General features: G+C 61.1%; 25 protein-coding genes and 1 pseudogene. 14 read left to right on the forward strand and 12 right to left on the reverse strand.

Annotated features, from left to right (window positions below):
- From VMA09_03005 to VMA09_03030, 6 genes and pseudogenes are all read left to right on the forward strand, one after another.
- A partial coding sequence (locus tag VMA09_03005; protein ID HUA32547.1) for a hypothetical protein occupies window positions 1-185 on the forward strand: 185 nt, incomplete at its 5' end.
- A gap of 29 nt (window positions 186-214) precedes the next feature.
- On the forward strand, window positions 215-943 hold the full coding sequence (locus VMA09_03010) for a DUF4410 domain-containing protein (GenBank protein HUA32548.1): 729 nt from the start codon (window positions 215-217) through the stop codon (window positions 941-943).
- A gap of 12 nt (window positions 944-955) precedes the next feature.
- A pseudogene (locus tag VMA09_03015) lies at window positions 956-1,138 on the forward strand (integrase core domain-containing protein).
- Between the two features lie 318 nt (window positions 1,139-1,456).
- The gene (locus VMA09_03020) at window positions 1,457-1,879 is read left to right on the forward strand and encodes a hypothetical protein (GenBank protein HUA32549.1); all 423 of its coding nucleotides are present in this window, start codon (window positions 1,457-1,459) and stop codon (window positions 1,877-1,879) included.
- A gap of 58 nt (window positions 1,880-1,937) precedes the next feature.
- The gene (locus VMA09_03025) at window positions 1,938-2,384 is read left to right on the forward strand and encodes an Hsp20/alpha crystallin family protein (protein ID HUA32550.1); all 447 of its coding nucleotides are present in this window, start codon (window positions 1,938-1,940) and stop codon (window positions 2,382-2,384) included.
- Between the two features lie 46 nt (window positions 2,385-2,430).
- The gene (locus VMA09_03030) at window positions 2,431-2,829 is read left to right on the forward strand and encodes an Hsp20/alpha crystallin family protein (protein ID HUA32551.1); all 399 of its coding nucleotides are present in this window, start codon (window positions 2,431-2,433) and stop codon (window positions 2,827-2,829) included.
- Window positions 2,830-2,889: 60 nt separating this feature from the next.
- Here VMA09_03030 and VMA09_03035 read toward each other — a convergent pair whose 3' ends face one another.
- The 8 genes from VMA09_03035 to VMA09_03070 all read right to left on the reverse strand — a co-directional run bounded on the left by VMA09_03035 (window position 2,890) and on the right by VMA09_03070 (window position 10,723).
- On the reverse strand, window positions 2,890-3,927 hold the full coding sequence (locus tag VMA09_03035) for an IS630 family transposase (GenBank protein HUA32552.1): 1,038 nt from the start codon (window positions 3,925-3,927) through the stop codon (window positions 2,890-2,892).
- A 181-nt stretch (window positions 3,928-4,108) separates the two neighbouring features.
- Window positions 4,109-4,807 carry a response regulator gene (locus VMA09_03040; protein ID HUA32553.1) on the reverse strand — a complete coding sequence of 233 codons (699 nt, stop codon included), beginning with the start codon at window positions 4,805-4,807 and terminating at the stop codon, window positions 4,109-4,111.
- Complete coding sequence (locus VMA09_03045) at window positions 4,807-6,453, reverse strand: ATP-binding protein (protein ID HUA32554.1); 1,647 nt, start codon at window positions 6,451-6,453, stop codon at window positions 4,807-4,809. Before VMA09_03045 ends, VMA09_03040 begins: the two co-directional genes overlap by 1 nt.
- 190 nt (window positions 6,454-6,643) lie before the next feature.
- On the reverse strand, window positions 6,644-7,138 hold the full coding sequence (locus VMA09_03050) for a response regulator (GenBank protein ID HUA32555.1): 495 nt from the start codon (window positions 7,136-7,138) through the stop codon (window positions 6,644-6,646).
- Window positions 7,139-7,243: 105 nt separating this feature from the next.
- Complete coding sequence (locus tag VMA09_03055) at window positions 7,244-7,837, reverse strand: PqiC family protein (GenBank protein HUA32556.1); 594 nt, start codon at window positions 7,835-7,837, stop codon at window positions 7,244-7,246.
- Entirely contained in the window at window positions 7,834-9,420 is a 1,587-nt protein-coding gene (locus tag VMA09_03060; GenBank protein ID HUA32557.1) for an MlaD family protein, read from the reverse strand. The genes VMA09_03055 and VMA09_03060 overlap by 4 nt, the downstream gene beginning before the upstream one ends.
- Window positions 9,417-10,043 carry a paraquat-inducible protein A gene (locus tag VMA09_03065; GenBank protein ID HUA32558.1) on the reverse strand — a complete coding sequence of 209 codons (627 nt, stop codon included), beginning with the start codon at window positions 10,041-10,043 and terminating at the stop codon, window positions 9,417-9,419. The genes VMA09_03060 and VMA09_03065 overlap by 4 nt, the downstream gene beginning before the upstream one ends.
- A complete protein-coding gene (locus tag VMA09_03070; protein HUA32559.1) occupies window positions 10,040-10,723 on the reverse strand; it encodes a paraquat-inducible protein A in 684 nt (227 codons plus the stop codon). Before VMA09_03070 ends, VMA09_03065 begins: the two co-directional genes overlap by 4 nt.
- 180 nt (window positions 10,724-10,903) lie before the next feature.
- Between VMA09_03070 and VMA09_03075 the strand changes: the two genes are divergently transcribed.
- Window positions 10,904-11,374, forward strand: coding sequence for a GFA family protein (locus VMA09_03075; protein ID HUA32560.1), 471 nt, complete (start codon window positions 10,904-10,906; stop codon window positions 11,372-11,374).
- Window positions 11,375-11,377: 3 nt separating this feature from the next.
- Here VMA09_03075 and VMA09_03080 read toward each other — a convergent pair whose 3' ends face one another.
- Together VMA09_03080 and VMA09_03085 are read right to left on the reverse strand one after the other, a co-directional pair.
- On the reverse strand, window positions 11,378-11,794 hold the full coding sequence (locus tag VMA09_03080; GenBank protein ID HUA32561.1) for an OB-fold domain-containing protein: 417 nt from the start codon (window positions 11,792-11,794) through the stop codon (window positions 11,378-11,380).
- 3 nt (window positions 11,795-11,797) lie between these two features.
- Window positions 11,798-12,979, reverse strand: coding sequence for a hypothetical protein (locus tag VMA09_03085; GenBank protein ID HUA32562.1), 1,182 nt, complete (start codon window positions 12,977-12,979; stop codon window positions 11,798-11,800).
- A gap of 223 nt (window positions 12,980-13,202) precedes the next feature.
- On the opposite strand from VMA09_03085, the gene VMA09_03090 reads away from it, so the two are divergent.
- From VMA09_03090 to VMA09_03100, 3 genes are all read left to right on the forward strand, one after another.
- Window positions 13,203-13,988, forward strand: coding sequence for a TetR/AcrR family transcriptional regulator (locus tag VMA09_03090; protein HUA32563.1), 786 nt, complete (start codon window positions 13,203-13,205; stop codon window positions 13,986-13,988).
- Entirely contained in the window at window positions 13,924-14,679 is a 756-nt protein-coding gene (locus VMA09_03095) for an N-acyl homoserine lactonase family protein (protein ID HUA32564.1), read from the forward strand. Before VMA09_03090 ends, VMA09_03095 begins: the two co-directional genes overlap by 65 nt.
- 64 nt (window positions 14,680-14,743) lie before the next feature.
- Window positions 14,744-15,679: a TIGR03564 family F420-dependent LLM class oxidoreductase gene (locus tag VMA09_03100; GenBank protein ID HUA32565.1), complete on the forward strand. Its 936-nt coding sequence runs from the start codon at window positions 14,744-14,746 to the stop codon at window positions 15,677-15,679.
- A 110-nt stretch (window positions 15,680-15,789) separates the two neighbouring features.
- Here the strand turns inward: VMA09_03100 and VMA09_03105 are convergent, their stop codons facing one another.
- Both VMA09_03105 and VMA09_03110 read right to left on the reverse strand, forming a co-directional pair.
- Entirely contained in the window at window positions 15,790-16,944 is a 1,155-nt protein-coding gene (locus tag VMA09_03105) for an amidohydrolase family protein (protein ID HUA32566.1), read from the reverse strand.
- A gap of 36 nt (window positions 16,945-16,980) precedes the next feature.
- Entirely contained in the window at window positions 16,981-18,693 is a 1,713-nt protein-coding gene (locus tag VMA09_03110; protein ID HUA32567.1) for an amidohydrolase family protein, read from the reverse strand.
- A 248-nt stretch (window positions 18,694-18,941) separates the two neighbouring features.
- Here VMA09_03110 and VMA09_03115 point away from each other — a divergent pair, with 248 nt between their 5' ends.
- The 4 genes from VMA09_03115 (at window position 18,942) to VMA09_03130 (ending at window position 25,178) form a co-directional block, all read left to right on the forward strand.
- The gene (locus tag VMA09_03115) at window positions 18,942-19,940 is read left to right on the forward strand and encodes an aldo/keto reductase (GenBank protein HUA32568.1); all 999 of its coding nucleotides are present in this window, start codon (window positions 18,942-18,944) and stop codon (window positions 19,938-19,940) included.
- A 41-nt stretch (window positions 19,941-19,981) separates the two neighbouring features.
- Window positions 19,982-21,373, forward strand: a complete 1,392-nt coding sequence (locus tag VMA09_03120) for an amidohydrolase family protein (GenBank protein ID HUA32569.1) — start codon at window positions 19,982-19,984, stop codon at window positions 21,371-21,373.
- 92 nt (window positions 21,374-21,465) lie between these two features.
- On the forward strand, window positions 21,466-22,749 hold the full coding sequence (locus VMA09_03125; GenBank protein HUA32570.1) for an amidohydrolase family protein: 1,284 nt from the start codon (window positions 21,466-21,468) through the stop codon (window positions 22,747-22,749).
- Window positions 22,750-22,937: 188 nt separating this feature from the next.
- The gene (locus VMA09_03130; GenBank protein ID HUA32571.1) at window positions 22,938-25,178 is read left to right on the forward strand and encodes a molybdopterin-dependent oxidoreductase; all 2,241 of its coding nucleotides are present in this window, start codon (window positions 22,938-22,940) and stop codon (window positions 25,176-25,178) included.
- Window positions 25,179-25,186: the final 8 nt, after the last annotated feature.

The raw sequence follows: 25,186 nt of genomic DNA on the forward strand, positions 1-25,186 counted from the left end.
AAGGCGCTGATGTGGGCGTCGACGAAGGAACGCCAGTCTCCGAAGACTACACCGTCGAAACCAGCAAATTTACCGGAACGATCGAAAACGTGACCATTAGTGTTCAGCCGCTCAAGGCCAACATCAAAGACAAAGCAGACAAGGCGTCTGAGCAATTCATTATCGACAAGGCAGCGGAAGACTAATCTTTGAAAAAATGCCCGGAGAAAAGTTTATGACAACCCGATCCTACGTCTTTTCATGTCTATTGCTGTCGCTCGCGATTGCGGGATGTGCCGGAGCTTCTTCGCAATCTGTTTCGCAATCAGCTCCAGTAGTCAATCAACCTCCGAGCCAGATTGTCGTGTATCATTTCGCCGTTGATACCGCAGACGTGACGCTGAACCAAGGACTAATCCAGAAGAGTTATCGCGCGATGACCGATGCAGACGAGAACACTGACGAGCACAACCTGGCTCTTGCGGCTGCCGAAGACATTTGTCTCGAGGTCGTCACGCAGCTCCAGAAGAAGGGACTTAACGCAATCTGCCTCAAGCGTGGAACGCCCACCCAAGGAAATAACGTTCTAATTGTTGACGGTGAGTTTATCGACGTGAGCGAAGGCAACAAACTCTCGCGCATGGTCATCGGGCTAGGCGTCGGCAAATCGCAGATTAATAGCAACGTTGATATTTACCATCGGACAGTAATGGCAGATCAGCAGGTCATGGAATTCGATACGCATGCCGACAGCGGCGCGATGCCTGGCGCGGCGATCATGGGTGCGCCCGGCATGGCGGCTGGAGGCGGTGCGGCAATCGCCTCAGCCGGAATAAACGTGGTCTCGGCGGGAGTAAAAAGTCATCGTTCGTCGCTGGGATTTCTGACCGACAAGAGCGCCAACGAAATCGTCGAGCGCATCATGGAATATTACGCACAACAGGGCTGGGCCGCCGGGTCATAAGCAAGGGCTGGTATTGCAGTATCGGAGATTCTCGACGACGTGATATGCAGGTCCAATTACGTACGCTCTCGTCAAGCCTTCTTTGATCTGGCCGACGTCCGCGACAAGCTCGAGCGCTGGCGGCAGGACTACAACCAGGTGAAGCCGCATAGTGCATTGGCCGATCGCGCTCCGGAGGAGTTTGCTCGCACCTGGCAACAATGGAGCGCGACAGCGCTGCGCACGGCTTGGCCGGCAAACCAATTGCCGTCCGGCGCCGTGCAGAGCAGCGCTGTCGCGGATCCAAAATCTGAAAGCTTTTCGCCCCACCCTTATGCAAGTGTGAAGGGTGGGGACGAAAAGCTGGTCAAAGACAGAGCAGAAACAGTCGTGCCCAATAGCCAGTTGCTAGAGGTTGTCAATCGAGTCTGTAGAGTGCAATAAACGCCGGTAATACCGGCACCAACCGACCACACCACGGCGAAATCTCTACTGCCGGTCGGTATACTTCTGCGGGGCGGGTCACCACGGCGGTTGGCTGAATCGATCTGGCTAATCGATGTGACGGTCACCCAACTACGCGCCGGCATAGAGGAATTGTGGCAGACGGCGGAGGCTCGCGTGCCGGCTTCGACGCAGCTCAAGGCACAGGTGCGCTGGAACATGAATCGGGGATGCGAGCTGGTCGCGCAAGGTATCGGCGACCTATTTCACGCGGCAACTCGACGCGGTGTTTCCGGATCATACGCTGCAACAGCGCTTTCAAGATATCCAGGCAGCAATGGCGCACGCGTATCTATGGCCGGATCCGCTCGCAAAGGCGATGGGGAGATATCTATGGCCTCGCAGGCTGAATTCGTCCCTCTAAATGGTGATTACCTCACCAGCGGTCTAATGGCCACGCAGCCCACTGTTGTCGAGGTCATTACTTCTTCATCTCGCCCTCTTGACGATTGACTGCGAGCGCTTATTTTTCGGGTAACGGGTCGAATTTCTAAATCAGAAGGAGGTTCCTATGGCGCTCCTAAGATACTCAGGCAATTTGGATCCGGTTACTAATCTGCTCTCTCTGCAGAGTGACCTGGAGCGGTTCCTGCGCAACCCCGCGTACGGACTTGGCGTTTCTGGCGCGGGCGGCTATCCGCCCGTAAACATTTTCGAGACCGCTGACGGCGTAGCCATCATCGCGGAGATTCCGGGAGTCGACTCGAACAGTATAAGCGTGTCTGGACAGGGCCGTACGCTGACTATCAAGGGCGAGCGCAGACGCGAAACCTCGACTGAGGCCACCGGCTATCACCGCCGCGAACGTTCTTTTGGTGAATTTTCGCGTTCAATCCAGTTACCGGAAAATCTCGATCTCGACAAAGCCGCGGCCAGCTACGATGTTGGAATCCTGACCGTGCGCGTTCCCAAGGCGGAAGCAGCAAAGCCACGTCAGATCGCTGTAAAACCGGCGTAGGTGTCGGACACTCCTGACGCACAGGCACTCCAATGGAGGAAGGCAAATGACTGACCAGGAAATCACGACGAAAGAGAAGCAAACCGTGCAGGGCCAGGAAAAAACGCGCGCTGGCCGTTTCTTTCTGCCTGAAGTTGATATTCAGGAACTGAATGACTCACTCAAACTTTGGGCCGACATGCCCGGCGTCAAGCAGAGCGATGTGGAAGTAACTCTGAACCGCGGCACACTTACTATAGTTGGTACGGTCTCGACCGAAGCCTATCAGAACGTGGTTCCGCTCTATACTGAATACAACGTCGGAAATTACTTCAGACAATTCGAGCTGACCGAGGATATTGACGATCAACGGATCGAAGCTTCGATGACCAACGGGGTTCTGGAACTCACGCTTCCGAAGAGCGAGCGAGCTCGCCCGCGGCGTATCGAGGTTAACGCGCGATAGGGCCCTTCCAGGCCGCGTTTTCCTTGGGAGGCTCACATACCCGCGAGGTCAAGCTGTTTATTAGTGGCCTGTAACAGCTGAATCAAAAGTGGCGATTATTCTGTGAGCGAAGTCGCGGTAGGCCCATTTGATGGGCGCGGCGTGTTGGTTGTGATGGCGGATGTAACGCATGAGCTTGCGTGCCAAGTCATTGACCGAGGTGAAGATCCCGCGGGCGATGACATCGCGTTCGATGCGGGCAAACCACAGTTCGACCTGATTGAGCCACGAGGAATAGGTCGGAGTGAAATGCAGGTGCAGTTGGGGATGCTCGGCCAGGAATTGCGCTACCCGCTTGGTCTTATGCGCCGAGAGGTGGTCGGCGATAATGTGGATCTCGCGGCCTTTGGATTCCAGCGCAACGATCTGGCCGAGAAAGGCCACAAACTCCTCGGTGGCATGGTGGGCGGCGGTCTGGCCCAGGACCTTGCCGCTTTTGGTGTTGAGCGCGGCGTAGAGCGAGAGCGTGCCATGCCGAAAGTACTCAAAGCCGTGGCGTTCGGCCCGTCCCGGGCTAAGCGGCAACACCGGGTCGAGACGATCGAGCGCCTGAACGGCGGTCTTCTCATCGACACAAAATACTGCGGCGTGCTGCGGTGGATTAACGTACAACCCGATCACGTCGGCGGCCTTGCGCTCGAAGTCCGGATCATCGGAGGCCATGTAGCGCTCCAGCCGATGGGGCTTAACTCCGGCGCGCTGCCAAACTCGCGCGACCATCATGTGATTGACCCCCAGCGTCCGCGGCAGCTTGCGGCTACTAAAGTGCGTGGAACCATCGGTCGGCGGGCGGCGGGTCCAAGCCAGAATGCGGGCTTCCAGCCGCGCCGTGCGCTTAGTCGCCGGCCGCCCCTGATGGCGGGCAAACAGGCCCGCCAGACGCTGCTCGACAAAGCGGCTCTGCCAACGTGCGATGTACGCCGAACTACAGCCTAAGGCATGTTGAATGGCAGACCATGATTGACCCTCCGCCAGCATCAAGATCAGCCGCGCGCGGTGCACATCATCGGCGCGCAGCACCCGCGAGCGCGCTCGCGAGTGCTGCGCGGCGGCCTTCATCCGAAAAAGAGGACCTGCGTGAACGGCGGTCATTCGGACGAATCATCGGGCAAGACTTCGCTCCGCGAACTTGCGCATCCTACGCAGCAAGTCTTACCGGCGGATTTACACAAAATGTCGAGAGCGTATTTTCATACCCTCAGGACAATTTCACGACGCAATGTTTAGCTGCGTAACGAAATCAATACGGAGTGGTAACGGTTCTGCGGCTCGCTGGCGGGGCAACTGCCGGCCCAGGCGCCCTGGGCGGCGCCTCGACGTGAATCTGGAGCGCTGACGCCATCCGCACGAGGTCGGCCAGCGACTCGGCCTCCATCTTGTCCATCACGCGCGCTCGATGCACTTTGACGGTCTTGTCAGTGGTGCCGAGTTCATACGCTATCTGCTTGTTGAGCAGACCCTGCGTGACGAGCGCGAACACCTGCCGCTCCCTGCCAGTGAGACGCTGATAACGCAGGCGCAGGGTTTCCAGATGCGCTCGCGATGCGCGGCGGCGGCGGGTCGATTGGGCGGCGCGATCGATCGCGTCGATGAGCCGCTCACCGCGTATCGGTTTCTCGAGGAAGTCGACCGCGCCTTCTTTCATTGCGCGCACCGCGCTTGGTACGTCGGCGCGGCCGGTGATGAACACCATCGAGAGCTCCGGTGCCAACTCAGCCATCTGCTCAAGCAGGGTCAGGCCGTCGATTTCCGGCATCCGCAGATCGCTGACCACGCAATCGACCAGCGCGTCGTTCGGATCGGCCAGGAAGTCGCGCGCCGAGGCGAAAGTTTTCACCTCGATACCGGCGCTCTTGAGCAGCCGCGCGAGCGAGCTGAGCGCCGAAAGATCGTCGTCTATCACCGCAATCTCAAGCGTCGCGTCGTCGTGCGTAGGCATCAGTGTTTTCCGTTTTCGGCAGGTGGTAGTGAGAATTCAAAAATGGCGCCGCGACCCGCGTTCGCTCGCGCGACCAGGGTCCCGCCGTGTTCTTCGACGATCGATCGCGCGATCGCAAGGCCCATTCCCATTCCATTGGGCTTGGTGGTGGCGAACGACTTAAACAAGCGCGGCAGCATCTCGGGTTCGATGCCCTTGCCGGTGTCGCGCACCGCCGTGCGGATCCATCCCGATTCGTCTTGCTCCGCGGCCAGCGCGATTTCGCGCGGGCCGTCCTGGCATTCACGGATCGAGTCCATTGCATTCAGAATCAGATTAACCGCCACCTGCATCAGCTGAGTCGCCTGACCAAGAACGACGGGGAGAGCCTCGGGAAGCTGCGCCGTGAGCACGATTGCATGGGAGACGGCCTCGGCACGCACCACTCGTTCGGCGTCGAGCAGGATCTGCCGGAGATCGATGCGGCTGTGCTCGGGACGCTCGCGGCGGAACGAGGCTCGCACACTGCGGATAATCTCGGCGGCGCGCTCGTCGTCGTTGACGATCGCTTCGAGGCTGGCGCGAATCTCGTCGAGGTCGGGCTTTTTCATCGCGAGCAGGCGCTGCACGGCCTGCGCGTTGTTCATGATCGAGCCGAGCGGCTGATTGAGCTCATGCGCGAGCGATGCGGTCAGCTCGCCCATCAGCGCAACGCGCGTGATCTCGCGCATCTCGCCGCGCATCCGGTGAAGCTGCGATATCGAGCGTCTGCGTTCCAGCGCTCCGGCCAGCACCTGCGCGATCAGGTTCATGCGCCGGATCGTTTTGACCGACCAATTACGCTGTATGATCGATGCGAATCCCACGAAGCCGATGACTTCGCCGCCGATCTTAAGCGGGATGAACACTCCGGCCTCGAAGCCGAGCAGCCTCGCGATCGCAAAATCCAATTCTCCCGCGGCAGAGATGTCCTGCTCGTTGCGGATGACCACGGTTTCGCCGAGCGCCATCTGCCGCATGGCTTCGGGCATCGTCGCCGTAACATTGAAGCCAATCGGGGCCGGGTTGATCCCGGGCCGCGCCCACGAATGCGTGACATAAAAGTTGCCGTCGCGGGAGGAGCGCCGCGCAACCGAACTGCGATCGAGACCGAGCGCGCGCGGAACCCTGGTAATCCAGCGGCCAATCTCGCGGTCAATTTCCTCGCCGCTGGTTCTGGCGAAACTGGACGAAAAATCTGCCAGCAGCTCTTCGAAATCGAGATTGTCGAAGTCGTCGAGCGGATCGTGAGTGAGGAGGAAGTAGGCATCGTCGCCATGCTCGAAGCGAGTCGCGGTTATTCGATAGCGCTCCTGCTGGTCGATTCCTTGGGCTTCGAGTTGGAGATTCGGCCGATGGCCACGCAAGAGCTGGCGCAGGCGAGTCGTGGCGCTGCGTGCGGAGGGAGCCGCCAGCATGCGCTGACAGGTATCAAAGTAATCGGAGCCTACGCGCGGAGAGCTACCGTTGAGACCGCAATGCAAAGCGAAGTTGCTCCAGCTGCGGTTGAGATACACGATCCGGCCCTCGGCGTTCAGGATCGCGATGCCCGACGACGAGGCGTCGAAGGGTTGTGAGAATGAGCGATTTGCGTATCGCTCGGTTATTTTCGGTCCGGCGTTCCTCATTCCACTGGAGCACGGCGCCCCCCAAGGTGGAACTCCTACCGTCTGCTCATAGACCTCGCGCTTACACCTGGTCCGCGATAGTGTTCCGGCGTCAACTGGCAGTGATAGAGATCATTGCCAGTGAACGATTGTTCCGGCGAAATCGAGGACAAGTCAAGAGTTCCATACCACTCGGTATGGAAAAATCGTCTCAGCGATTGGCGCCCGCGTTGAGCGCCATCCTGATCGCCTCGAACAGCACCCGTTCGTGTACCGGTTTGTAGAGGATTGCTACAGGCTTCGCCCTTTGCAGCTGGCGCTGAGTCGCCGGATCGGCTAGCCCCGTGACGAAAATCGTCGGCAACGCGTGGCCGCTCGTATGGAGCACGTCGTGGAGCGTGACCCCGTTCATTTCCGGCAGGCTCACGTCCAGGATCACGCACGCTCGTTCAGTGGGCAGTTCGTCGTTCAAAAGCGCGGAAGGACGATCGAACAGTTTCACCTTCAGCCCGGCAGACTTTATCAAACGTCCGAGCGCACCAAGCGCGGACGGATCGTCGTCAACCACCAGAACCTGGGGCGCCGCATGACGCTGCGAGCGCTCACCCGAAGCCGCGCGCCGCGCCTTACCGGGCGTCCTCGTGGTGCCGCTTGTCACGCGGGTCTGACCGATGGCGGGTGTCGTCTGGAGCAGAAGAGGCTGCATAACTATCGTACCTCGCCGCTATGTTGACAGGAGTTCGATCCATGCGCCATTGGACTTTGTGCTTATCTTGGTAACTCCCAGATTATTTCTCCTACCGTCTATGTCTTACTGCGTTGCGCTGGCTTCGGAGCGGATAGCCTCTGCGATGTCGGCGCTAACCTGCGCCAGCGCGCGGCTGTGCGCTGCGGCGATAGCATCAAATCCGTTGCCCTGTGTGGCCTCGTGTGCGATGGTTCTGCCAGTTCGGGTCTTGCCGTCAGACTTGCGCGCCACCCACACCGCCTCGACCGTCACGCCCTGGCCTTCGATCGTATCGAAGCGCTGCACGTCGATAGTGACGCGATAATCCGGGGCGAAGTTCGCCAGCGGCGCCGTCGCAACGTTGGGCGTGCCGAGCTGGGTTGAAAGATCGCTCGCGATCACACGCGCGATACTGTCATTGAGCGGCGCCGACCATCGATTGAATTCGTCGATATCGACGCGATTGGAGGCTTTCTGCACGACAAACTGTGGCCGATCGACGGCGGCGGGTACCGAGACCGGGCCGACCAGCACGGCGATCGGCGCGGACTGCGCCGCAGCGGGCGCCGCGGTCGAGGTCAGCGCATAAAAGTGCGGCTGGGCTGACGTTCCGCATGCCGCGAATGCAATCGGAATAAGAATCGCCGAAACCAGGCGCGTCAAACTATTTGTACTCATTTCGGACCTCCTGGTTTACCGCGCAGCAGCGCCTCGGGATGCTGTTCGAGATAGTCGGCGAGCACGCGCACCGAGCGCGCCGCGCGGCTGATTTCCTGCAGCGCGTTGGCAAGCTCCTGTGCCTGCGCGGAATTGGGCTCGACGTAGCCGTCGGCGTTGTTGATCGTGGTTTGCGCGCTGGTCAGCGTGCCTTGCGCGCTCATCAGGGTTTCGTTGAGCGACACCAGCGACTTGTGCAGATCGGATCCGATTTCATCGATCGGCAGCGCGTCGAATTTCTTGATGATATTGGTGAGTTGAGCCTCGGTGCTGACGAGCTGCCCGGGTGCGGTGGGAAGCTCGACCGGGTACTGCGTCCAGTCGACCTTCGCGGGCTTGGCGCCAGGAACGTAATCGAGCTCGATGAAGGCGGCGCCTGTCAGCAGATTCCCGGTCTGGAGTTGCGCACGCACGCCGCGCGCCACCATCGCGTCGATCAACTTGCGACGCATCGAATCGAGGGTCTCGCCCGATCCCATGTCAATCAACTTGACTCCGAGTCGTTGCGGCTCGAGCTCAGCGACGACCGGGGCCGAAAAGCGCAGCGTCTTCATATCGACCTGGGCGCGCACGTCGACGACCTGGCCGATCTTGATACCGCGAAACTCGACCGGCGCTCCGGGCGAAAGGCCACGCACCGATTGGTCGAAGACGAACTGGTAAGTCTGCGGATTTATCGCCGGCGGCTCGAAAGCCTCGGTGCGGCTTAGATAGAGCGTGAACGATGAATCGGCGTCCGCTGCGGGAAGGACGGGACCGGTCGCGGGCGTTTCGAACGCGATACCGCCGATCAGAATCGAGAGCAGCGACTGGGTCTGCACGTCGAGCCCGGTGGCGGAGAGCTTCACGTCGATGCCGCTCGCCTGCCAAAACCGCGTGTTCTCAGTTATGTACTGATCGTAGGGGGCGTGGACGAAGACTCGCAGCGTGAAGAGCTTGCCATCCTTGTCGAGCTGGTATGAAGAGACCTCGCCAACCTGCAGCCGCCGGAAGAACACGGGCGTGCCGGTATCGAGCGAGCCAAGGTTCGACGTCTTCAACATGAAGTAACGGCCCGGGATGCCGCCGCTGATAACCGGGGGATTCTCCAGCGCGACGAACTCGCGCTTGCTCTCCCTGGATTGGCCGATTTCCATGCCGATGTATGCACCCGAGATTAGCGTGCCGAGTCCGGTGACGTTGGCCCCGGAGATTCGCGGCCGGACCACCCAGAAGTTGGTGTCGCCGACGAGAAAATCTTCCGTCTTGGGCGCCATTTGCGCGATCGCTTCGATGCGCTCGTGATTCTCCGAGAGTTGGATATGAGTGATCGTGCCGACGTCGACGCCCTTGTATTGAATCTTGGTCTTGCCCGCCTCGAGGCCATCGGCCGATGCGAATGTGATCTTGATCGTCGGTCCCTCGCTCATAATGCGCGCGACTGCGACCCAGGCACCGACCACGGCCGCGACGATTGGCACGATCCACACGATCGAGATCCTGCTCCTGTTTTGCGCCACGCGTGCCTGCGGCGCACCGGGCGCCGAGGTCTGTTGCTCGCTCATGTTGACACCTCGCTAGTGGCGTCCCAGATGAGGCGCGGGTCGAAGCTCTCGACCGCCATCATCGTCAGCACCACGACGGCTGCGAAAAAAAAGAGCCCGGGACCGGGCTCGACCGACATCAGCGGTTGCAGTTGTACCAGCGCCGCCGTGAAAGTATCGACGAAGACATCGACCATCGACCATCGCCCGATGAATTCCACTGTTCGATAGAGTTGCACGCGCTGTTCGTTGTTATGGATCGAGCCGCTTTGCACCGTGATGAGCAAATAGCCGAGCGCGATGATCTTTGCGCTCGGAATCATGATGCTCGCGAACAGCACGATCAGCGACAGCGGCCATCCGGTTGGTGACCAAAGCAGTATCACGCCCTGCAGGATCGTATCGGAATCGGCGCCCGCCGCCGTGGTCGTCGTGAGAACGGGCAGGACGTTGGCCGGGATGTAACAAACCGCGGCCGCGATCACGAACGCCCACGTGCGTTGGATACTTGCGCGCTTGCGAAAGCTGAGAAGGTCATTGCATCGCGGGCAGCGGCCTTCGATCGTTCCCGCCGCCGGCTGCGAGAGCAGGCCGCAGCTCGGGCAGCTCTGCAGGCCGTTCTGCATCGCGGTGATCGCGCTCATCGTGCGACCTCCGCCGCGGATGGCACCGCCTCTTCGTCGGCCCATCTGATTCGGTCCCAGACCTCGGCGGGATCGAAGTTCGCCTGCATGGCGGCGAGCGTGAATACGAGTCCGCCCAGCACGAACAGCGCGACGCCAGGAATGACGGTTGCGTAGTCGGCAATTTTGATCAGCGCGACCAGCACGCCGAGCATCATCACTTCGACCATGCTCCAGGTGCGGGTCGTCGGATGATAGCGAAGCAACGTCCCGACCCAACGCGGCGCGGGCGTCCAGCGTGTGCCGAGGATGATTGCGAGCATGAAGCCGATTTGCAGCGCGGGCGCAATCACCGCCGTGAACATCACGAGTATCGAGACGACCCGTTGATCGGCGTTCCAGAGATCGACCGCGCCGCCGATCACGGTTGTCGAGGCGGAGCGCCCAACGATCGTCAAGCCAATCATCGGCACCGAGTTCGCGATCGTATAGAGCAGTGCCGCGCCGACGGTGAGCCCGAAGGTGCGATTGAGCGAATCCTCGCGGCGATGGCGCAGCTCCTCGCCGCATCGCGCGCATCGCGCCGACGCTCCCTGTTCGAGCAGCGGCATGCGCTGCACCAGATCGCAATGCATGCATCCGACCAGAGAGCTATCGGCAAGCGGTTGGTTATACATATAGATGAGCAGCCTGACGGCCAACGCAAAAATCCGTAGCTATGATGCCAACTTGGCGGGTCACCTCAAATGGGCCCTTGGTGCAACGACCCAACGCCGATCGCGATGGACCGCCGCCCTGACGATCGCAATTTTTGCCAAGTTTTTCGTTCTCGTGACGACTAAGATGCGGTTCGAGCGGCGATTTTGCCGCGGGAGGTTTCTATGAGTCTGTCAGGTCGATGCGCCTGCGGGGAGGTCGGCTATACGCTCACGGCCGACCCGATGATAGTTCATGCCTGCCACTGCCGCGACTGCCAGCGCGTCACGGGCAGCGCCTTCGTCATCAATATGTGGATCGAGAACAAGTTCGTCGAGAGAAGCGGCAGCGCGCCGCAATCCTTCGTGCTCAAGGGCGGGACGGGCGCGAATCACGAGGTCTTCTTCTGCGGCAAATGCGGCACCTATGTGTGGAGCAAATACCACGGCGCGCGTGGCGATGCGCTCTTCGTGCGCGCCGGCACGCTCGAAAATCCTGACGCAGTCACGCCCGATGTACACATCTTCACGCGCAGCAAGCTGCCGTGGGTGACTTTGCCGGCCGGCGCTAAGGCCTTCGAGACATTCTACGATGTTCCAAAGGTCTGGCCGCCTGCGAGCTTCGCACGGCTGCAGAAGCTCATCGCGGAGAAGTGACGATCAGGCGCGCCGCTTGAACTTGGGCAGCGTCACCTCGGCTGTCACGTCGTCGAACACGACCTCGACCGGCATGTCGAGCACGAGGTCATCCGGACCCAGGTCGGTGAGCCAACTCAGCAGGCGCACGCCTTCGTCGAGCTCGATCACGACCGGGCTGTAGGGCACCTCGAACTGCGGCAGCATCGGCTGGCGCACCGTCGTCCACGAGAAGAGTTTGCCCCTGCCCGATGACTTCGCCCATTCGGTGCGGACCGATCCGCAATGCGCGCACATCTCGCGCGGGATATGCCGCCACGTGCCGCAATCGACGCAGCGCTGAAAGCGCAGTTCGTGCTTGCGGCAGAAGGCGTAGAACTCCGCCGCCATCCCATGACGGCGCGGCAGCGGCAGCTTGTATTCGGTCGTTGTGTCGCTCATCGCTTATCTCCTCAGGATCGCGAGGCTGCCGTCGCCAAAGTCGCCCCATCCTGTAACGAGGCCGACCTCCGCGTCTTTCACCTGGCGCGCGCCGCATTCGTGGCGAAGCTGTCGGGTCGCTTCGACGATATGATTCATGCCCCACACGTGCGCTTCGGAGTGCAGCCCGCCGTGCGTGTTGAGCGGCAGCTCGCCGCCGAGCTCGAGGCGTCCGCCCTTGACGAAATCCTTGACCTCGCCGCGTCCGCAGAAGCCCATCGCCTCGAGCTGCAGCAGTACGACGTAACTGAAGCAGTCGTAAATCTCGACGAAATCGATATCGGAATGCTTGATCCCCGCCATCGCGAACGCCTTAGGCGCGGCGAAGCTAAGACCGATCTTGAATGGATCGGGACGCGAGGGAATATCGTCGGCGGGATACGGATGACCCTCGGCAACGCCCGCGATGTACACCGGCGGATGCTTCAGATCGCGGGCGCGCTCGGGCGAGCTTACGACCACTGCCGACGCGGCGTCGGTTTCAAGGCAGCAATCGAAAAGGCGGAATGGGTAGGAGATCCAGCGCGCCTTCATGTAGTCGTCGAGCGAAAGCGGCCGCCCGCGCATCACGGCTTTTTCGTTGAGCTGCGCATGCTTGCGCGAGGCGAGCGAAACCGCCGCCATCGCCTCGAACGGCGTGCCGAACATCTTCATGTGCCGCGTCGCGATCCACGCGTACCACTGCACCGGCACCGATGCGCCGTAGGGCATGTACCACTCGCCGATCGTCGGCCCGAGCGGTCCGGCGCCTCCACCACCACCACTGCCGCCTTCGCGACGGCCCGCTGTGCTGACGCGCATCGCGGAGTACCCAAGCCAACCCATCGGCACCAAGACGTTGGTCGCGATCCCGCTTGCGATCGCGAGTGCGGCGGCCTGCAATCCGGTCACGCAACTCGCGCCGCCGGTGTGCACCGTGACGGCGTAGCGCAGGTCCTCGATTCCGAGATTGGCCGCGAAATGCTCCGCCGGCGAGCCGATCGGCGGGCCGACGATTCCATCGATGTCATGAGGGTTCAGGCCGGCGTCGTAGATCGCGTTCATCGACGCTTCGAGAGTGATTTGGAAGTCCGTCTTGTTCGTGCCGCGGCTGAATTCGCTCTCGCCCGCGCCGACGATACATGCGGCGTCCTTGAGACTCTGCATCGCGTTCACCTCGCTCATCGCTCGAGCGTTTGAGCAACGCTTAACGCAATCGATGCGCTGTCGTCCATGGCCGTGAGTCGCGAGCGAGCGACTGAATCCGACATTTTGGTCATTGGGACTGAACGAGTTACGAACACAATTCGCCGACAATCTGTCGATAACAAAATTGGGGATTTATCAACTGCCATTGACAGAAACTTCAACGGTCCATACGCTCAAGACGATGCCTTCCAGAGCCGCTGCGAAGCGCCGTCGCGCGCGCCCGCTCGATCAGCAGGAGCGCAAGGCACTGCTCATCGAGTCCGCGATTCGCGTATTCGCGCGGCGTGGTCTCGGCGGCGCTCGTCACACCGAAATCGCGCGCGAAGCCAAGGTCTCCGTGCCGGCGGTATTCTTTTATTTCCCGACCCGCGAGGCGCTGGTGCGCGAGGTGCTCGAGGAAGTCTCGCGGTTTTTCGAAGCGATGATCGAAGCGGTGCCGAGCGTCGAGCGCTCCGCTCCCGAAATCATCATGGCGCGGCTCAGAACGTGGACCGAAGCGGTTACGCGCTATCCCGATCACACTTGCGTGATCCTCGAATGGAGTACCGCGATTCGTTCGGAAGCTTGGCCGCTCTACCTCAAGTATTACGAGCGCGTCCTTGCCCGCAACCTTGAGACGATTAGCAACTGGCGCATCGCCATTGGCAGCGACCGGGTGGACGATTCTGAAAACGATGCGCGCGTGATCGCAGCCACCGGCTACGTGCTGTCCCAGATGAAGATAACGCGCGTGCCGATGGACAAAATCGAACGCTTCATGCAGGCGGTCGTGCGCGACACGGTCGGCGTCGATGAGGCGCGGCACCGCCGCGCGCGCGAATCAAAAACGGTACGGCACAGCGGATCGCAAACGCCGGCGAGCGTTGCGATACCGCTCGAGGCCGCCGAACGGGAGAATATTCATGGCAGTTCGTCTTCGTCCGATGCTGTGCGGCTGGCTCGAGGCCGAGGCCCGGGCGCTCCTTAAGAACGAGCCCGGCCGGCTCAAGCTTCCGATTCCGAGTTTTCTAATCGAGCATCCGAAGGGCAGGGTGGTCTTCGACACCGGCCTTCATCGCGATTTGCAGTCGGGCGGCGAGCGCCTCGGCGGACTCGCCAAGGTGTTTAACATTTACTACAAACCTGGCGAGGACCTGGGCGCGCGCCTGCGCGCCTTCGACACCGATCCGGCCAAGGTCGATTTCGTAATCAACTCGCATTTGCATTTCGATCACGTCGGCGGCAATGCCGATCTGCCCAACGCCAAGCTGATTGTCCAGCGCAAGGAATGGGAAGCGGCGAGCGATCCCGAACAGGTAAAGCGCAACGGCTACAATCGCGCCGACTTCGATCTCGGGCATCAGCTCAAGCTGGTCGACGGCGAGCACGACGTGTTCGGCGACGGCACCGTCGTATGCGTGCCGAGCTACGGCCACACCGCGGGGCATCAGTCGCTGCGGGTCAGGCTCGAGGGCGCCGAAGTCCTGCTCACCGCGGATTCCTGCTACACGCGCAAGGTTCTCGAAGAGATGGTGCTGCCGCCGTTCGCGGACAGCTACGACGCGATGCGCGAAGTGATCGAGCGTTTCCGCAAGATGCAGAGCGCCGGCACCAAACTGATATTCGGACACGATCCCGGGCAATGGCGCGATGACGCCCTGACTGTTCCGCTCGCATGAAGTTCACAGACCTCTTTAGTAACCCCAAGTCGTTGCTGCTTACGGCGAAAGGCCAGAGATCGGAATGCGTATTGGACTGATTGCGGGCGGACCACGCGACACATTGGCAGAGCTGCTGGCCGACGCCAAAAAGGCTCACGCCGACGGCCTCGCGAGTTACTGGATTTCACCCAACTCCGGCGTTGACGTGCTGACCGCGGTCGCGGTCATCGGACATTCGGTGCCCGACCTGGAGCTCGGCGCTTCGGTCGATCCTTCCTTCCTGCGCCATCCGATGCATCTTGCCGTGCAGGCATCAACGGTACAACAAGCTGTCAACGGGCGGCTGGTGCTCAACATCGCTCCGCCGATGCCGCGCAATCGGCAGAGCTTCTCCGGGTATATATATGAGCAGCCGCTGAGCCATACGCGACGGGTCGTCACCGTGCTGCGCCAGTTGCTCAAAGGCGAGGCGCTCGATGACCAGGGCCGCTCGATGGCGATCCGCGGCAGAATCGAGGCCCCGATCGTCGCGCCGCCTATCCTCGTGTCGGCGTTCAAATCACGCATGCTCAAATTCGCCGGCAGCTCGGCCGACGGCGTCGTAACCTGGATGGTCGGGCACAAGACGCTCGCAAGCTACGTGGTGCCGCGCGTGAGGCTGGCAGCAACGCAGAACTTCCGCGGCGCGCCACGAATCATGGCGGCCGTCGCGGTGTGCGTGACTGATGATCCATCGACGGCGATCGAGACCGCACGCGGCGCGCTCGAGGACTACGGCGCGTTGGCAACGTATCGTGCGATGCTCGATCGCGAAGGCGTGCTGGCGCCGCACGATCTGATGGTCGCAGGCGACGAGGATGAGGTAAAAGATGGCCTGCTCAAATTCGCCGACGCAGGTGCAACCGATCTACTGGTGGTAGAGCTATGCCCCGACGCCGAGTCCGCAAAGCGCACCCGCAAGCTGCTGACCTCGATAATCCACTCCAACCGCCGCCGCCGCGCCGAAATCGTCGCGTAGTCTTCTGAGCCCTCTCCCAGGATAAGGACAGGGGATCAGAAGACAGAAGACGACGCGCGCGCCGTCTGTTCGAGGGCGCGCGCGTTTTTGTTCACGAAGCTGCTGAAACTCTAGTTCAACGGGATGCGGTACAGGTTGGCGGCGTTGCCGCAGATGATCTTTTGCTTCACTGCGGCTGGCACGTCCGCGAAGTCGCGCGCAATTACTTCCTGCGAATGTGGCCACGTCGAATCGGTGTGCGGGAAGTCCGAGGCCCACATGAAATTGTCTTCGCCGAAGTAGCGGAACAGCATCGGACCAATCGGATCGTCCTGGAACGTCGCCCACAGGTTGCGTCGGATATACTCGCTGGGCTTCATGTCGAGCGGCTCGCGCATAAGAGTGCCGAATTTCTCGAACGCGTGGTCGAGCCGATACATGTAGTGCGGGATCCAGCCGCTGTCGTTTTCGGCCGAAACGATCTTGAGGCGCGGAAAGCGCATCAGCACGCCCCCGCAGATGATGTCGGTTAACGAGCGCTGCACTTCATGCAGTATGTTCATGTAGCCGCGGATAAAGCCGGGATCTTCGCTGCGGACCTTTTCGCGCTCTTCCTTGGCGCGCGGCGGTTTCTTACCGGTGATCACGTGTAGCGACAGCGGCATCTCGAGTTCCTGCGCCGCCGACCAGAAGCGATCGTAACTCTTCTGCCAGTAGGGCCGCTCTTTCGGCGGCGAGCCCCAGATCATTGCGCCCTTGAGCCCGATCTTCGCCGCGCGCTCGAGCTCCTTCGCTCCTGCCTCGATATCTTCGAGCGACACGAGCGCGATCGCGTGCAGGCGCCGAGGATCGTGCCGCGCAAATTCCGCGACCCAATCGTTGTAAACGCGAAAGCATGCGCGCTGCAATTCGGAATCATGCAGCCCGAAGAGCGGCATGCCGAGAGTCGTGTACAGAATCTCAGCCTGCACTCCATCGACGTCCTGATCCTTCAGGCGTTCGACCGGGTCCCATCCGCTGGGACGCGCTGCCTTGTAGCCCTCGTCCTTATCGGCGCGGCGCATGAACTCCTTGAGCTCATCGCCGCTGCGGCCGGCAGCGAAGCCGCCCGCAACCGGGAAAGGCGAGATGTCAGGAGCGACGAACAGGTACTGCCCCTTCGCTTCGCTCCTGATCACGCGCGGCGCGCGGTCGCCATACTTCTTGTCGAGGCGATCAGTCCACAAGTTTTCCGGCTCGGTCATGTGCGAGTCGGCCGAGATCACGCGAATTGGTGTCGATGCCATGGCTGTCGCCTCCAGCTCGATACTTCTTCGTCCCTCTTATGCGTTTGCGAGGGGACCGCGCAGCAGCTTGCCCGGCAGATTGCCCGTGTGCTCGTTGTTGCGCAGCACGACCTGGCCGTTGACAACGGTCGCCTTGAGGCCGTCGGCCTTCTGCTTGAGGCGCTTCGCGCCGGCCGGCAGATCGTGCGTGAGCTCGGGAAGCTGCGGCGTGATCTTGTCCGGATCGAATACGATCACATCGGCGAAGTTGCCCTCGCGCAACGCGCCGCGTCCCTTGAGCCCCCAATGATACGCGGGCACGAAGCTCAGGAGACGGATCGCCTGCTCTAGCGTGAGCGCCTGCTTCTCGCGAACCCAATGTGCGAGCACGTGCGTCTGCAGTGACGAATCCATGATCTGCGACACATGCGCGCCCGAGTCGGAGAACGTCACCACCGAGCGCGGATTGCGCATCATCTCGAGCACGTGGTCCTGGTCCTCATTGACGAGGGTCTGCATGAAGAAGAGCTTCAGATTCCGCTCGAGCGCAAGATCGATCATCACCTCGACGGGATTCTTGCCGGTCGCGTCCGCGAGCTCGGCGATTGAGCGATGCGGCGGCGTCGGGCGAACGAGCGGAAACACCCACTTGAAATTCGGATAGCGAGCTTCGGCGCCCACTGCTTTCTCAGCATTCTCGGGGCGCTCCGATGCGGCCGCGACGAGCGCGCGCCGTGTCTCGGGATTGCGCAACGCGGCTTCCTGCTCTGCCAGCGGGAGCTTGCGGATCTCGCGCCACGCCGGGAGCCGATCGAACGGCAGGATCGTCTCGAAGGAGAGCAGCACGTTCAGTGAACGGCTATGCACCTGGATGAACATCCGGCCGCCGTCGGCGACCGCCTGATCGGCCATCTCGAAATATCGGCGCCAGTAGCCGGGAGCGCGGCGCGAGCTGAACATGCCGAACGTCACCGGCACGCTCGTATCGACGGCCAGAGACTTGAGCCGCTTGAGATAGTCTTCGAGGCGTTCGCCCTGGGCGCCAGTATCCTCGCCGGCGATCTCGAAAATGCCGGCGCCGAGGTCACCCATCACGCCGACGAGCTGCTTCACTTCGTTCCAGTCGGCGATTCGGCTGGCGACGGGCTTGCCGTCTGGCGTCTGATGGTTGCTGGTGCGTGAGGTGGTGAAGCCGATCGCGCCGGCCTTGATCGCGTCGCGCAACTCCTGGCGCATCATGTCGAGGTCTTCGGTCGTGGCGCGCTCTTCGAACGCGCGCTGACCCATCACGTAGGTTCGCAGCGCGGAGTGTCCCATGTACGCCGCGTAGTTGATGCCCTTGGGCAGCCCATCAACCGCGTTCAGGTATTCGGCGAATGTCGTCCACGACCACTTGATGCCGGCCTCCATCGCGTCGGGCGAAATGTCCTCGGCGCGCTCGAGGTTGCGCATCACGAGCAGCTTGTCTTTTTCGCTGCACGGTGCGAGCGAGAATCCGCAGTTGCCCATCACGACCGAAGTCACGCCATGCCAGCATGAGCAGGTGCCGAGCGCGTCCCAGAAGACCTGCGCATCCATATGCGTATGCGCGTCGATGAGGCCCGGCGACACGATATGACCGTCGGCGTCGATGGTTTCTTTGGCGTTCTCGTTGATCCTGCCGATCGCGGCGATCTTGCCGTCCGCGATTCCGACGTCGGCGCGATAACGCGGCATCCCGGTGCCATCGATAACGGTTCCGTTGCGAATAATCAGATCGAGCATGGGCAGCTCCTTTTGGGACTTTGCGCAAAGCGATTGGTGAGACGGTCGGGGTGCATGCGAATCGTCATGCCCTCATTTTAATTCAATTCAATGCGGGCGTTGTCATCGAGATGAAATACACCTTACGACGATCGGTTTGCCACCCGCGAATTCTTATTTCTCAGATTCAGCAGCCTAATCCGCTTTGACAAAAACTTCAATCGGCATTAGCGTGTTCCGCGGACGACCCACGATCGTAATCGGAGGCGCAGAGTATGGAACTCCGACCATTCGGTAGGACCGGCATCCAGATTTCAGCCATCGGCTTCGGATGCTGGGAAATCGGCGGCGGCTACGGAAGTATCGAGGAGACCGAGTTCATCAAGGCGGTGAATCGCGCTCTCGACCTCGGCATGAACTGTTTCGACACCGCGGAGGCTTATGGCTTCGGCGCGTCGGAGACTTCGCTTGCGAAGGCGCTCGGCTCGCGGCGCAAGGAAGCGGTGATCACGACCAAGTTCGGCGTCGGCTATCCCGATAAGCCGAACTATCGCGACAGCTCCCGCCAGCGCGTCATGGAATCGATCGAGAAGAGCCTCAAGGCGCTCAACACCGATCACGTCGACGTTTACCTGATTCACTGGCCCGACCGCGTGACATCGTTCGAGGAACCGATGCGCGCGCTCGAGGACCTCGTGAAGCAGGGCAAGGCGCGTGCGGTTGGCCTGTCGAACTTCAAGCTGAGCGAGATCGAGGCCTGCATGAAAGTGCGGCGCGTCGATGTCGTCCAGTACTGCTGGAACATGTTCGATCGCCGGATGCAGAAGGAGATCTTCCCATATTGCCGCGAGAATGGAATCGGCGTGATGGCCTACGGCTCGCTCGCCTACGGAATGCTCACCGGCACGCTCACGGAGGAATCCGCGTTCGACAAGGGCGACTGGCGCTCGCGTCGCGGCCAGCTTGGTAATCTCAACTTGTTTCAGCATCTGTTCGGCCCCGAGCATTTCCTGAAGAACCTGCGCTCAGTCGAGGACCTGAAGCCGATCGCAAAGCGCTACAACAAGACGCTGCCGCAGCTCGCGCTGCGCTGGACGCTTTCGAATCCCGTGATCAGCACGGCACTCGTCGGATGCCGCAATCCGCGCGAGGTCGATGACAACGTCGGCGCGCTCGGCTGGACGATCTCGGACGCTGACATGAAGGAGATCGATGCGATCTTCGCTAAGCACGGCGCGATCACGATGCCGGAGCCGTGGCTCGAGACTGAGTAATCAACTAGCTAATTGATTGAGTAGTTTTTCGGAGGCGCGATATGTCCGTTCAAAAGTTTGCACCGATGACGAAGAACTTCCCGACCTTCGATTGCGACGCGCACGTGACCGAGCCGCCATGGCTCTGGGAGCGCGCGAAGGACTGGCTGACCAAGGACGAGTACGACGCGCTCAAGGGCACGATCTGGTGGGATCCCGAAAGTGAGCAGTTAATAGTCAATGGCAAGGCCAACGCCGGTATCGGCTCGCAGCGGATCGGCGGCACGGCCGGCGTTGTCAATGTGTTGTCGCTCGCAGGCCCCGGCCTCAAGCACGACATCCAGCGCGCGCTCAACGTGCGCAATCTCAATCCCAAGACCGCGCTCACCAAGGAGCAGGCGGCTTATATCGATCACAAGGGATCGTACGAGCCCAAACCGCGCCTCAAGGACATGGATACGCAGGGTATCGACCAGGTCATGATCATCCCGACCGATATCGATACCTATCCGTGGCTGCTCGATGCCGTTGGCGCCAAGGCAATGTGCAAGGCCTACAACGATTGGGCGCACGAGTACTGCTCCGAGAATCCCGAGCGCCTTTACTTCGCCGCGATGCTCCCGATGCAGGATCCCAAGTTCGCCGAGATGGAAGTGTATCGCGTCGCGGCCAAGGGATGCCGCGTAGGCCTGGTGCGGCCGATCGATGCGATGGGCAACTTCCCGATTCAGCCGAAATACGATCGCGTGTGGAAGGCGATGGAAGACACGGGCGTCGTTTACGGGATGCATCCGTTCCCGGCGTTCGGCTCGCTCAAGCCGCCCGGCTACACCGAGCAGCATTCAGGCGCCGAGCTGATCTCGCTCACCGCGACCTCGTCGGGCTTGCCGCATTCGTTCCTGATCAACGTGCAGGACTTCCAGGCCGAAGCATCGTTGTGGGTCGTGATGGTGTTGATGTCGGGATTCTTCGATCGCTACCCGAAACTGCGCGCCGCCGTGTTCGAGGCGTCCTCGACCTGGCTCAGCTTTATCCTCGACGAATGCGACAAGCACTACAAATTGTATCGTAACGAGCGCAAGTTGCGGCCGCTGAAGCAGCTCCCGAGCGAGACCTTCTTCGAGCGCTGCGTGACGGGATTCGAGGGCGACGAAGCGCCGCCGTCGCGCCTGCCCGAGTTCTACGAGAACATCCTCGCGTGGTCGTCCGACGTTTATCATCACGACGGTGACGACGTGTGGCGCGCGATCGACACGATGCGCAAGTGCGAGCTGCCCGAGGCCTACCAGGCCAAGTTCCTCGGCGGCAACGCGCGCAAGCTCTACAAAATCGACGCGCCGCGGGAGTTCATCGCCGATCGCGTAACGGAGATCGAGCGCCCCGACTGGTGGCCAACCGAAGAAGAAGTAAAGCAATCACTTAAACCCGAAGCCTCGGTATTCAGGTTCCAGTGAGTATGTTCGGAACCGCAAGCGCGCTGAATAACCTCGCCCGCAAAGCGCGGGTGAGGGTGCGGCGCCCGCGTCAGCACAGGAAGTAGTTGATCATGCCCAACAAGCGCTTTGCAGTATTCGATGGCGACTCGCACGTGGTCGAGCCCGCCGAGCTATGGACCAAGTATCTCGATCCCGAGTTTCGCACGCTCGGCAAATCCGCCCTCTGGCGCGAAGATGGGCAGCACGGTTCCTATCTGAAAGTTAACGGCAAACCCTTCCGCGACACGATGAACTCCAACATCCCGCGTCACGCGATCTGGAAGCCCGGGATGCACCTCGAGGACGTCGGCGGCCTCGATCCCGAGGTTCATCATGCGGCAGTCGCTGGAGCCTCGAACGCCGAGGCTCGCCTGCGCGACATGGACGCGATGGGCATCGACCAGGCGCTGCTCTATCCGACCTGGTTCGCCGAGGGATTCCATCTCGTCGAGGATCCTGATGTCGCGTACGCGCTCGCGCGCGCATACAACGACTGGGTCGCGAACTTCTGCCAAGCCGCGCCGGAGAGGCTTTTTGCGGCCTCGATGGTTCCGCTGCAGAACATGGACTACGCAATCGAGGAGTTGCGCCGCACGGCGAAGATGCCGTGCTTCCGCGCCGCTTTCATCCGCCCGATGTTCCTTGAAGGCCACTACTTCACGCATCCGGTTTACGATCCGCTGTGGGCCGAGATCGAAAGCCTCGGCACTACGCTCGCGGTGCATCCGACGGCAGGATTCTGGAATCCCGAGTGGACCTCGCACGGACAATTTTTCGAGAAGGTGAAGGGCCGCCTGAATCATCGCGCCTTCAGCACCGCCGGCGGGGGTGGACCAACGGCAGGTGGCGGCGGCGACATCACATTTGGATTTACCGCCTCGCCACCGCTCGGCCATCCGATTGCGCAAATCCTGGCGCCCTGGCTCGACAATCACATGTTCGTCGCCTCGACGCTGATCGGCTTCACCGTGATGCAACGCTACCCGAACATGAAAGTAGTCGTCGCGCACGGCAAAGCCTCGTGGATGGAAGAGGTCCTGGAGAAGATGGAAGCCTCGACCCGAACGATTCCACTACTCCACTACTATCCAGTGCGCACCGACACCGAGGAGATGTGGGAGGAGGGCAAGATCATGCTCGGCTTCGACGCCGAGGAGCGCCTCATCCAGAAGCTGCCCGACGACTTCGCGCACAAAGTGGTCTGGGGTTCGCGGTACCCGCATCAGGATACGACCAGCGCCTACGATGCGATCGAAATGCTCACCACGGCGCGCGTCGAAGAGCCGCTCATGGCGAGAATGCTCGGCGGCAACGCGGCAGATCAGTTCGGCGTGAAGCTGAAAACAGCAGCGTAAGAAAAAAGAAAAATCTCACCACATAGGCACGAAGGCACTAAGTAGAAAAATTGCTTAGTGCCTTCGTGTTCCTGGTGGTAAGTCCTGCTCCTGGTAATGGATCCATAGCTCAATAAAGAAGTGGTCCGTTGCGAGAGCCTCTTTGCATGCGCATCCTTGCGGTGAGAAACGACCGAAGGGAGAGCATCATGAAGGCTCAGCGGCGAATCGTAAATCGCGTTTGTCCTTTCTGCGAGGCGACCTGCGGCGTCGCGATCGAAGTCGAAGGCGACCAGATCGTCGCCGTGCGCGGCGACAAGGAAGATCCGTTTTCGCGCGGGTTCATCTGCCCGAAGGCATACGGGCTCAAGGCGTTCCAGCAGGACCCCGATCGTCTGAAGCAGCCGATGCGGCGCACGGCCGGCGGATGGCAGCCGATCACGTGGGAGGCAGCCTTCGCGGAGATCGAAACGCGCCTTACCGCGATCCAACAGAAATACGGCCGCGATGCCGTCGGGATGTATTCCGGCAATCCTATCGTTCACGACCTCGCGTTGATGTACATGCCGGTGCTCGCGCGAGCGCTCGGGAGCAAGAGCCTCTTCAATGCGAGCGCGGTCGACACGCTGCCAAAGCAAGTGCAGACGGGGTTGATGTTCGGCGGGCCGTTTCCGGCGACAATTCCCGTTCCCGACATCGATCGCACCTCGTATCTGCTGATCGTCGGCGCCAATCCGGCGATCTCGCACGGCAGCCTGATGACGATGCCCGACGCGCCCGGCCGTCTGAAGGGCGTGGTTGAGCGGGGCGGTAAACTCGTTGTCATCGACCCGCGGCGCACCGAGACTGCGAGGCTCGCAAGCGAGCATCATTTCATTCGGCCCGGCGCCGACGCGGCGTTCCTGCTCGCGATGGTGCATACGTTGTTCGACGAAAATCTGGTGAGGCTTGGTGCGGCTGAGGACCTCATCAATGGATTGGAAGAGGTGAAGGTTAGTGTCCGCGCATTCGCTCCTGAAGCAGTCGCGGGCTTCTGCGGAATGGATGCGGCCACGATTCGGCGGCTCGCGCGCGAGTTCGCCGCGGCACCCTCGGCGGCATGCTACGGACGCCTCGGCACCTGCGTGCAGGAGTTCGGCACGCTCTCATGCTGGGGCATCGAGCTCATGAATATCCTGGCCGGCAATCTTGATCGCCCGGGCGGCGTGATGTTCACGACGCCGGCGGCGCCTATTAACTCATTGTCACGGAGCAAGCCGTTTACGTTTGCGCGGTTCAGGAGCAGGGTCAGCGGCCAGCCCGAAGTCGAGGGACGAATCCCGTCGTCCACGATGGCCGAGGAGATGCTGACGCCCGGCGATGGGCAAGTGCGCGCGATGATCCTGCTAATGACGAATCCGCTGCGCAGCGCGGCCAATTCCGAGCAGCTCGAACGCGCGTTCAAAGGCCTCGAGTTCGTCGTTGCTGTCGACTTTTATATCAACGAGACGACGCGCTACGCCGATATCATCCTGCCGACTCCGACCAATGCCGAAGCGTCGTGCTACGAGTTCGGTCTCTACCACCTGTCGGTGCGAAATGTTGCGAAGTGGTCTTCGATGGCGGTGCCGCCTAAGGCCGGTTCGCCGAGCACATGGGAAGTGATCCTGAGGCTGGGCGCGATTGCGATGGGGATCGGAAAACAATCGACGCGAGCAATCGACGACGTGGTGTTTAGTCAGATCGCCGGAACGTCGGTCGGATGCAATAGCAAGTGGGAGAATCTGACTACTGAGGAAGTGATCGCGAACCTGAAGGATTTGATCGGTCCCGAGCGGCTGGTGGACATGCTCGTGCGCATCGGGCCCTATGGCGACGGCTTCGGCCGCCGTCCCGATGGATTGACGCTCGCGAAGATCAAGGAATCCGAACATGGAATCGATCTGGGTCCGCTCGAGCCGCGGCTGCGCGAATTGCTGAACACCAGGAGCGGCAAGATCGAGCTCGCGCCGCGCGAGATGCTCGATGACTTGCCGCGCCTGCGCGCGCATATGACGACAGGCCGCGACGGCATGATTCTCATTGGGCGCCGCGACCTGCGCTGGAGCAACTCGTTTATGCACAATCTGCCGGCGCTCGTGAAAGGCCGCGATCGATGCGTGTTACAAATCTCGCCGAGCGACGCCGGCCGTTTCGGCCTCGGCGAGGGCGACTCGGCGCGTATCACGAGCAGAGTCGGCAGCGTCGTCGCACCGATCGAAATCACAACCGACCTGATGCCGGGTGTCGTCAGTCTGCCCCACGGCTGGGGTCACGACGCCGAAGGCTCTCAACTCCAAGTCGCGAAGGCGCACGCTGGGGTGAACACCAACGTCCTCACCGACGATCGCGCCTACGATGTCCTGAGCGGCACCGCCGTACTGTTCGGCACTCCGGTTCGCATCGAACCAGAGCTAGGATCAGGTAAGTAAAACAAAGA

The sequence above is a fragment of the Candidatus Binataceae bacterium genome, assembly GCA_035508495.1.
Classification (GTDB): domain Bacteria; phylum Desulfobacterota; class Binatia; order Binatales; family Binataceae; genus JASHPB01.

Bases quoted from the DNA above. Each gene is read 5' to 3' on its own strand.
- VMA09_03100 (HUA32565.1), top strand. From the start codon at position 14,744: ATGCGTATTGGACTGATTGCGGGCGGACCACGCGACACATTGGCAGAG.
- VMA09_03090 (HUA32563.1), top strand. From the start codon at position 13,203: ATGCCTTCCAGAGCCGCTGCGAAGCGCCGTCGCGCGCGCCCGCTCGAT.
- VMA09_03095 (HUA32564.1), top strand. From the start codon at position 13,924: ATGGCAGTTCGTCTTCGTCCGATGCTGTGCGGCTGGCTCGAGGCCGAG.
- VMA09_03035 (HUA32552.1), bottom strand. From the start codon at position 3,927: ATGAAGGCCGCCGCGCAGCACTCGCGAGCGCGCTCGCGGGTGCTGCGC.
- VMA09_03130 (HUA32571.1), top strand. From the start codon at position 22,938: ATGAAGGCTCAGCGGCGAATCGTAAATCGCGTTTGTCCTTTCTGCGAG.
- VMA09_03125 (HUA32570.1), top strand. From the start codon at position 21,466: ATGCCCAACAAGCGCTTTGCAGTATTCGATGGCGACTCGCACGTGGTC.
- VMA09_03045 (HUA32554.1), bottom strand. From the start codon at position 6,453: ATGAGGAACGCCGGACCGAAAATAACCGAGCGATACGCAAATCGCTCA.
- VMA09_03115 (HUA32568.1), top strand. From the start codon at position 18,942: ATGGAACTCCGACCATTCGGTAGGACCGGCATCCAGATTTCAGCCATC.
- VMA09_03120 (HUA32569.1), top strand. From the start codon at position 19,982: ATGTCCGTTCAAAAGTTTGCACCGATGACGAAGAACTTCCCGACCTTC.
- VMA09_03085 (HUA32562.1), bottom strand. From the start codon at position 12,979: ATGCAGAGTCTCAAGGACGCCGCATGTATCGTCGGCGCGGGCGAGAGC.
- VMA09_03105 (HUA32566.1), bottom strand. From the start codon at position 16,944: ATGGCATCGACACCAATTCGCGTGATCTCGGCCGACTCGCACATGACC.
- VMA09_03060 (HUA32557.1), bottom strand. From the start codon at position 9,420: ATGAGCGAGCAACAGACCTCGGCGCCCGGTGCGCCGCAGGCACGCGTG.
- VMA09_03065 (HUA32558.1), bottom strand. From the start codon at position 10,043: ATGAGCGCGATCACCGCGATGCAGAACGGCCTGCAGAGCTGCCCGAGC.
- VMA09_03055 (HUA32556.1), bottom strand. From the start codon at position 7,837: ATGAGTACAAATAGTTTGACGCGCCTGGTTTCGGCGATTCTTATTCCG.
- VMA09_03080 (HUA32561.1), bottom strand. From the start codon at position 11,794: ATGAGCGACACAACGACCGAATACAAGCTGCCGCTGCCGCGCCGTCAT.
- VMA09_03075 (HUA32560.1), top strand. From the start codon at position 10,904: ATGAGTCTGTCAGGTCGATGCGCCTGCGGGGAGGTCGGCTATACGCTC.
- VMA09_03040 (HUA32553.1), bottom strand. From the start codon at position 4,807: ATGCCTACGCACGACGACGCGACGCTTGAGATTGCGGTGATAGACGAC.
- VMA09_03010 (HUA32548.1), top strand. From the start codon at position 215: ATGACAACCCGATCCTACGTCTTTTCATGTCTATTGCTGTCGCTCGCG.
- VMA09_03025 (HUA32550.1), top strand. From the start codon at position 1,938: ATGGCGCTCCTAAGATACTCAGGCAATTTGGATCCGGTTACTAATCTG.
- VMA09_03030 (HUA32551.1), top strand. From the start codon at position 2,431: ATGACTGACCAGGAAATCACGACGAAAGAGAAGCAAACCGTGCAGGGC.
- VMA09_03050 (HUA32555.1), bottom strand. From the start codon at position 7,138: ATGCAGCCTCTTCTGCTCCAGACGACACCCGCCATCGGTCAGACCCGC.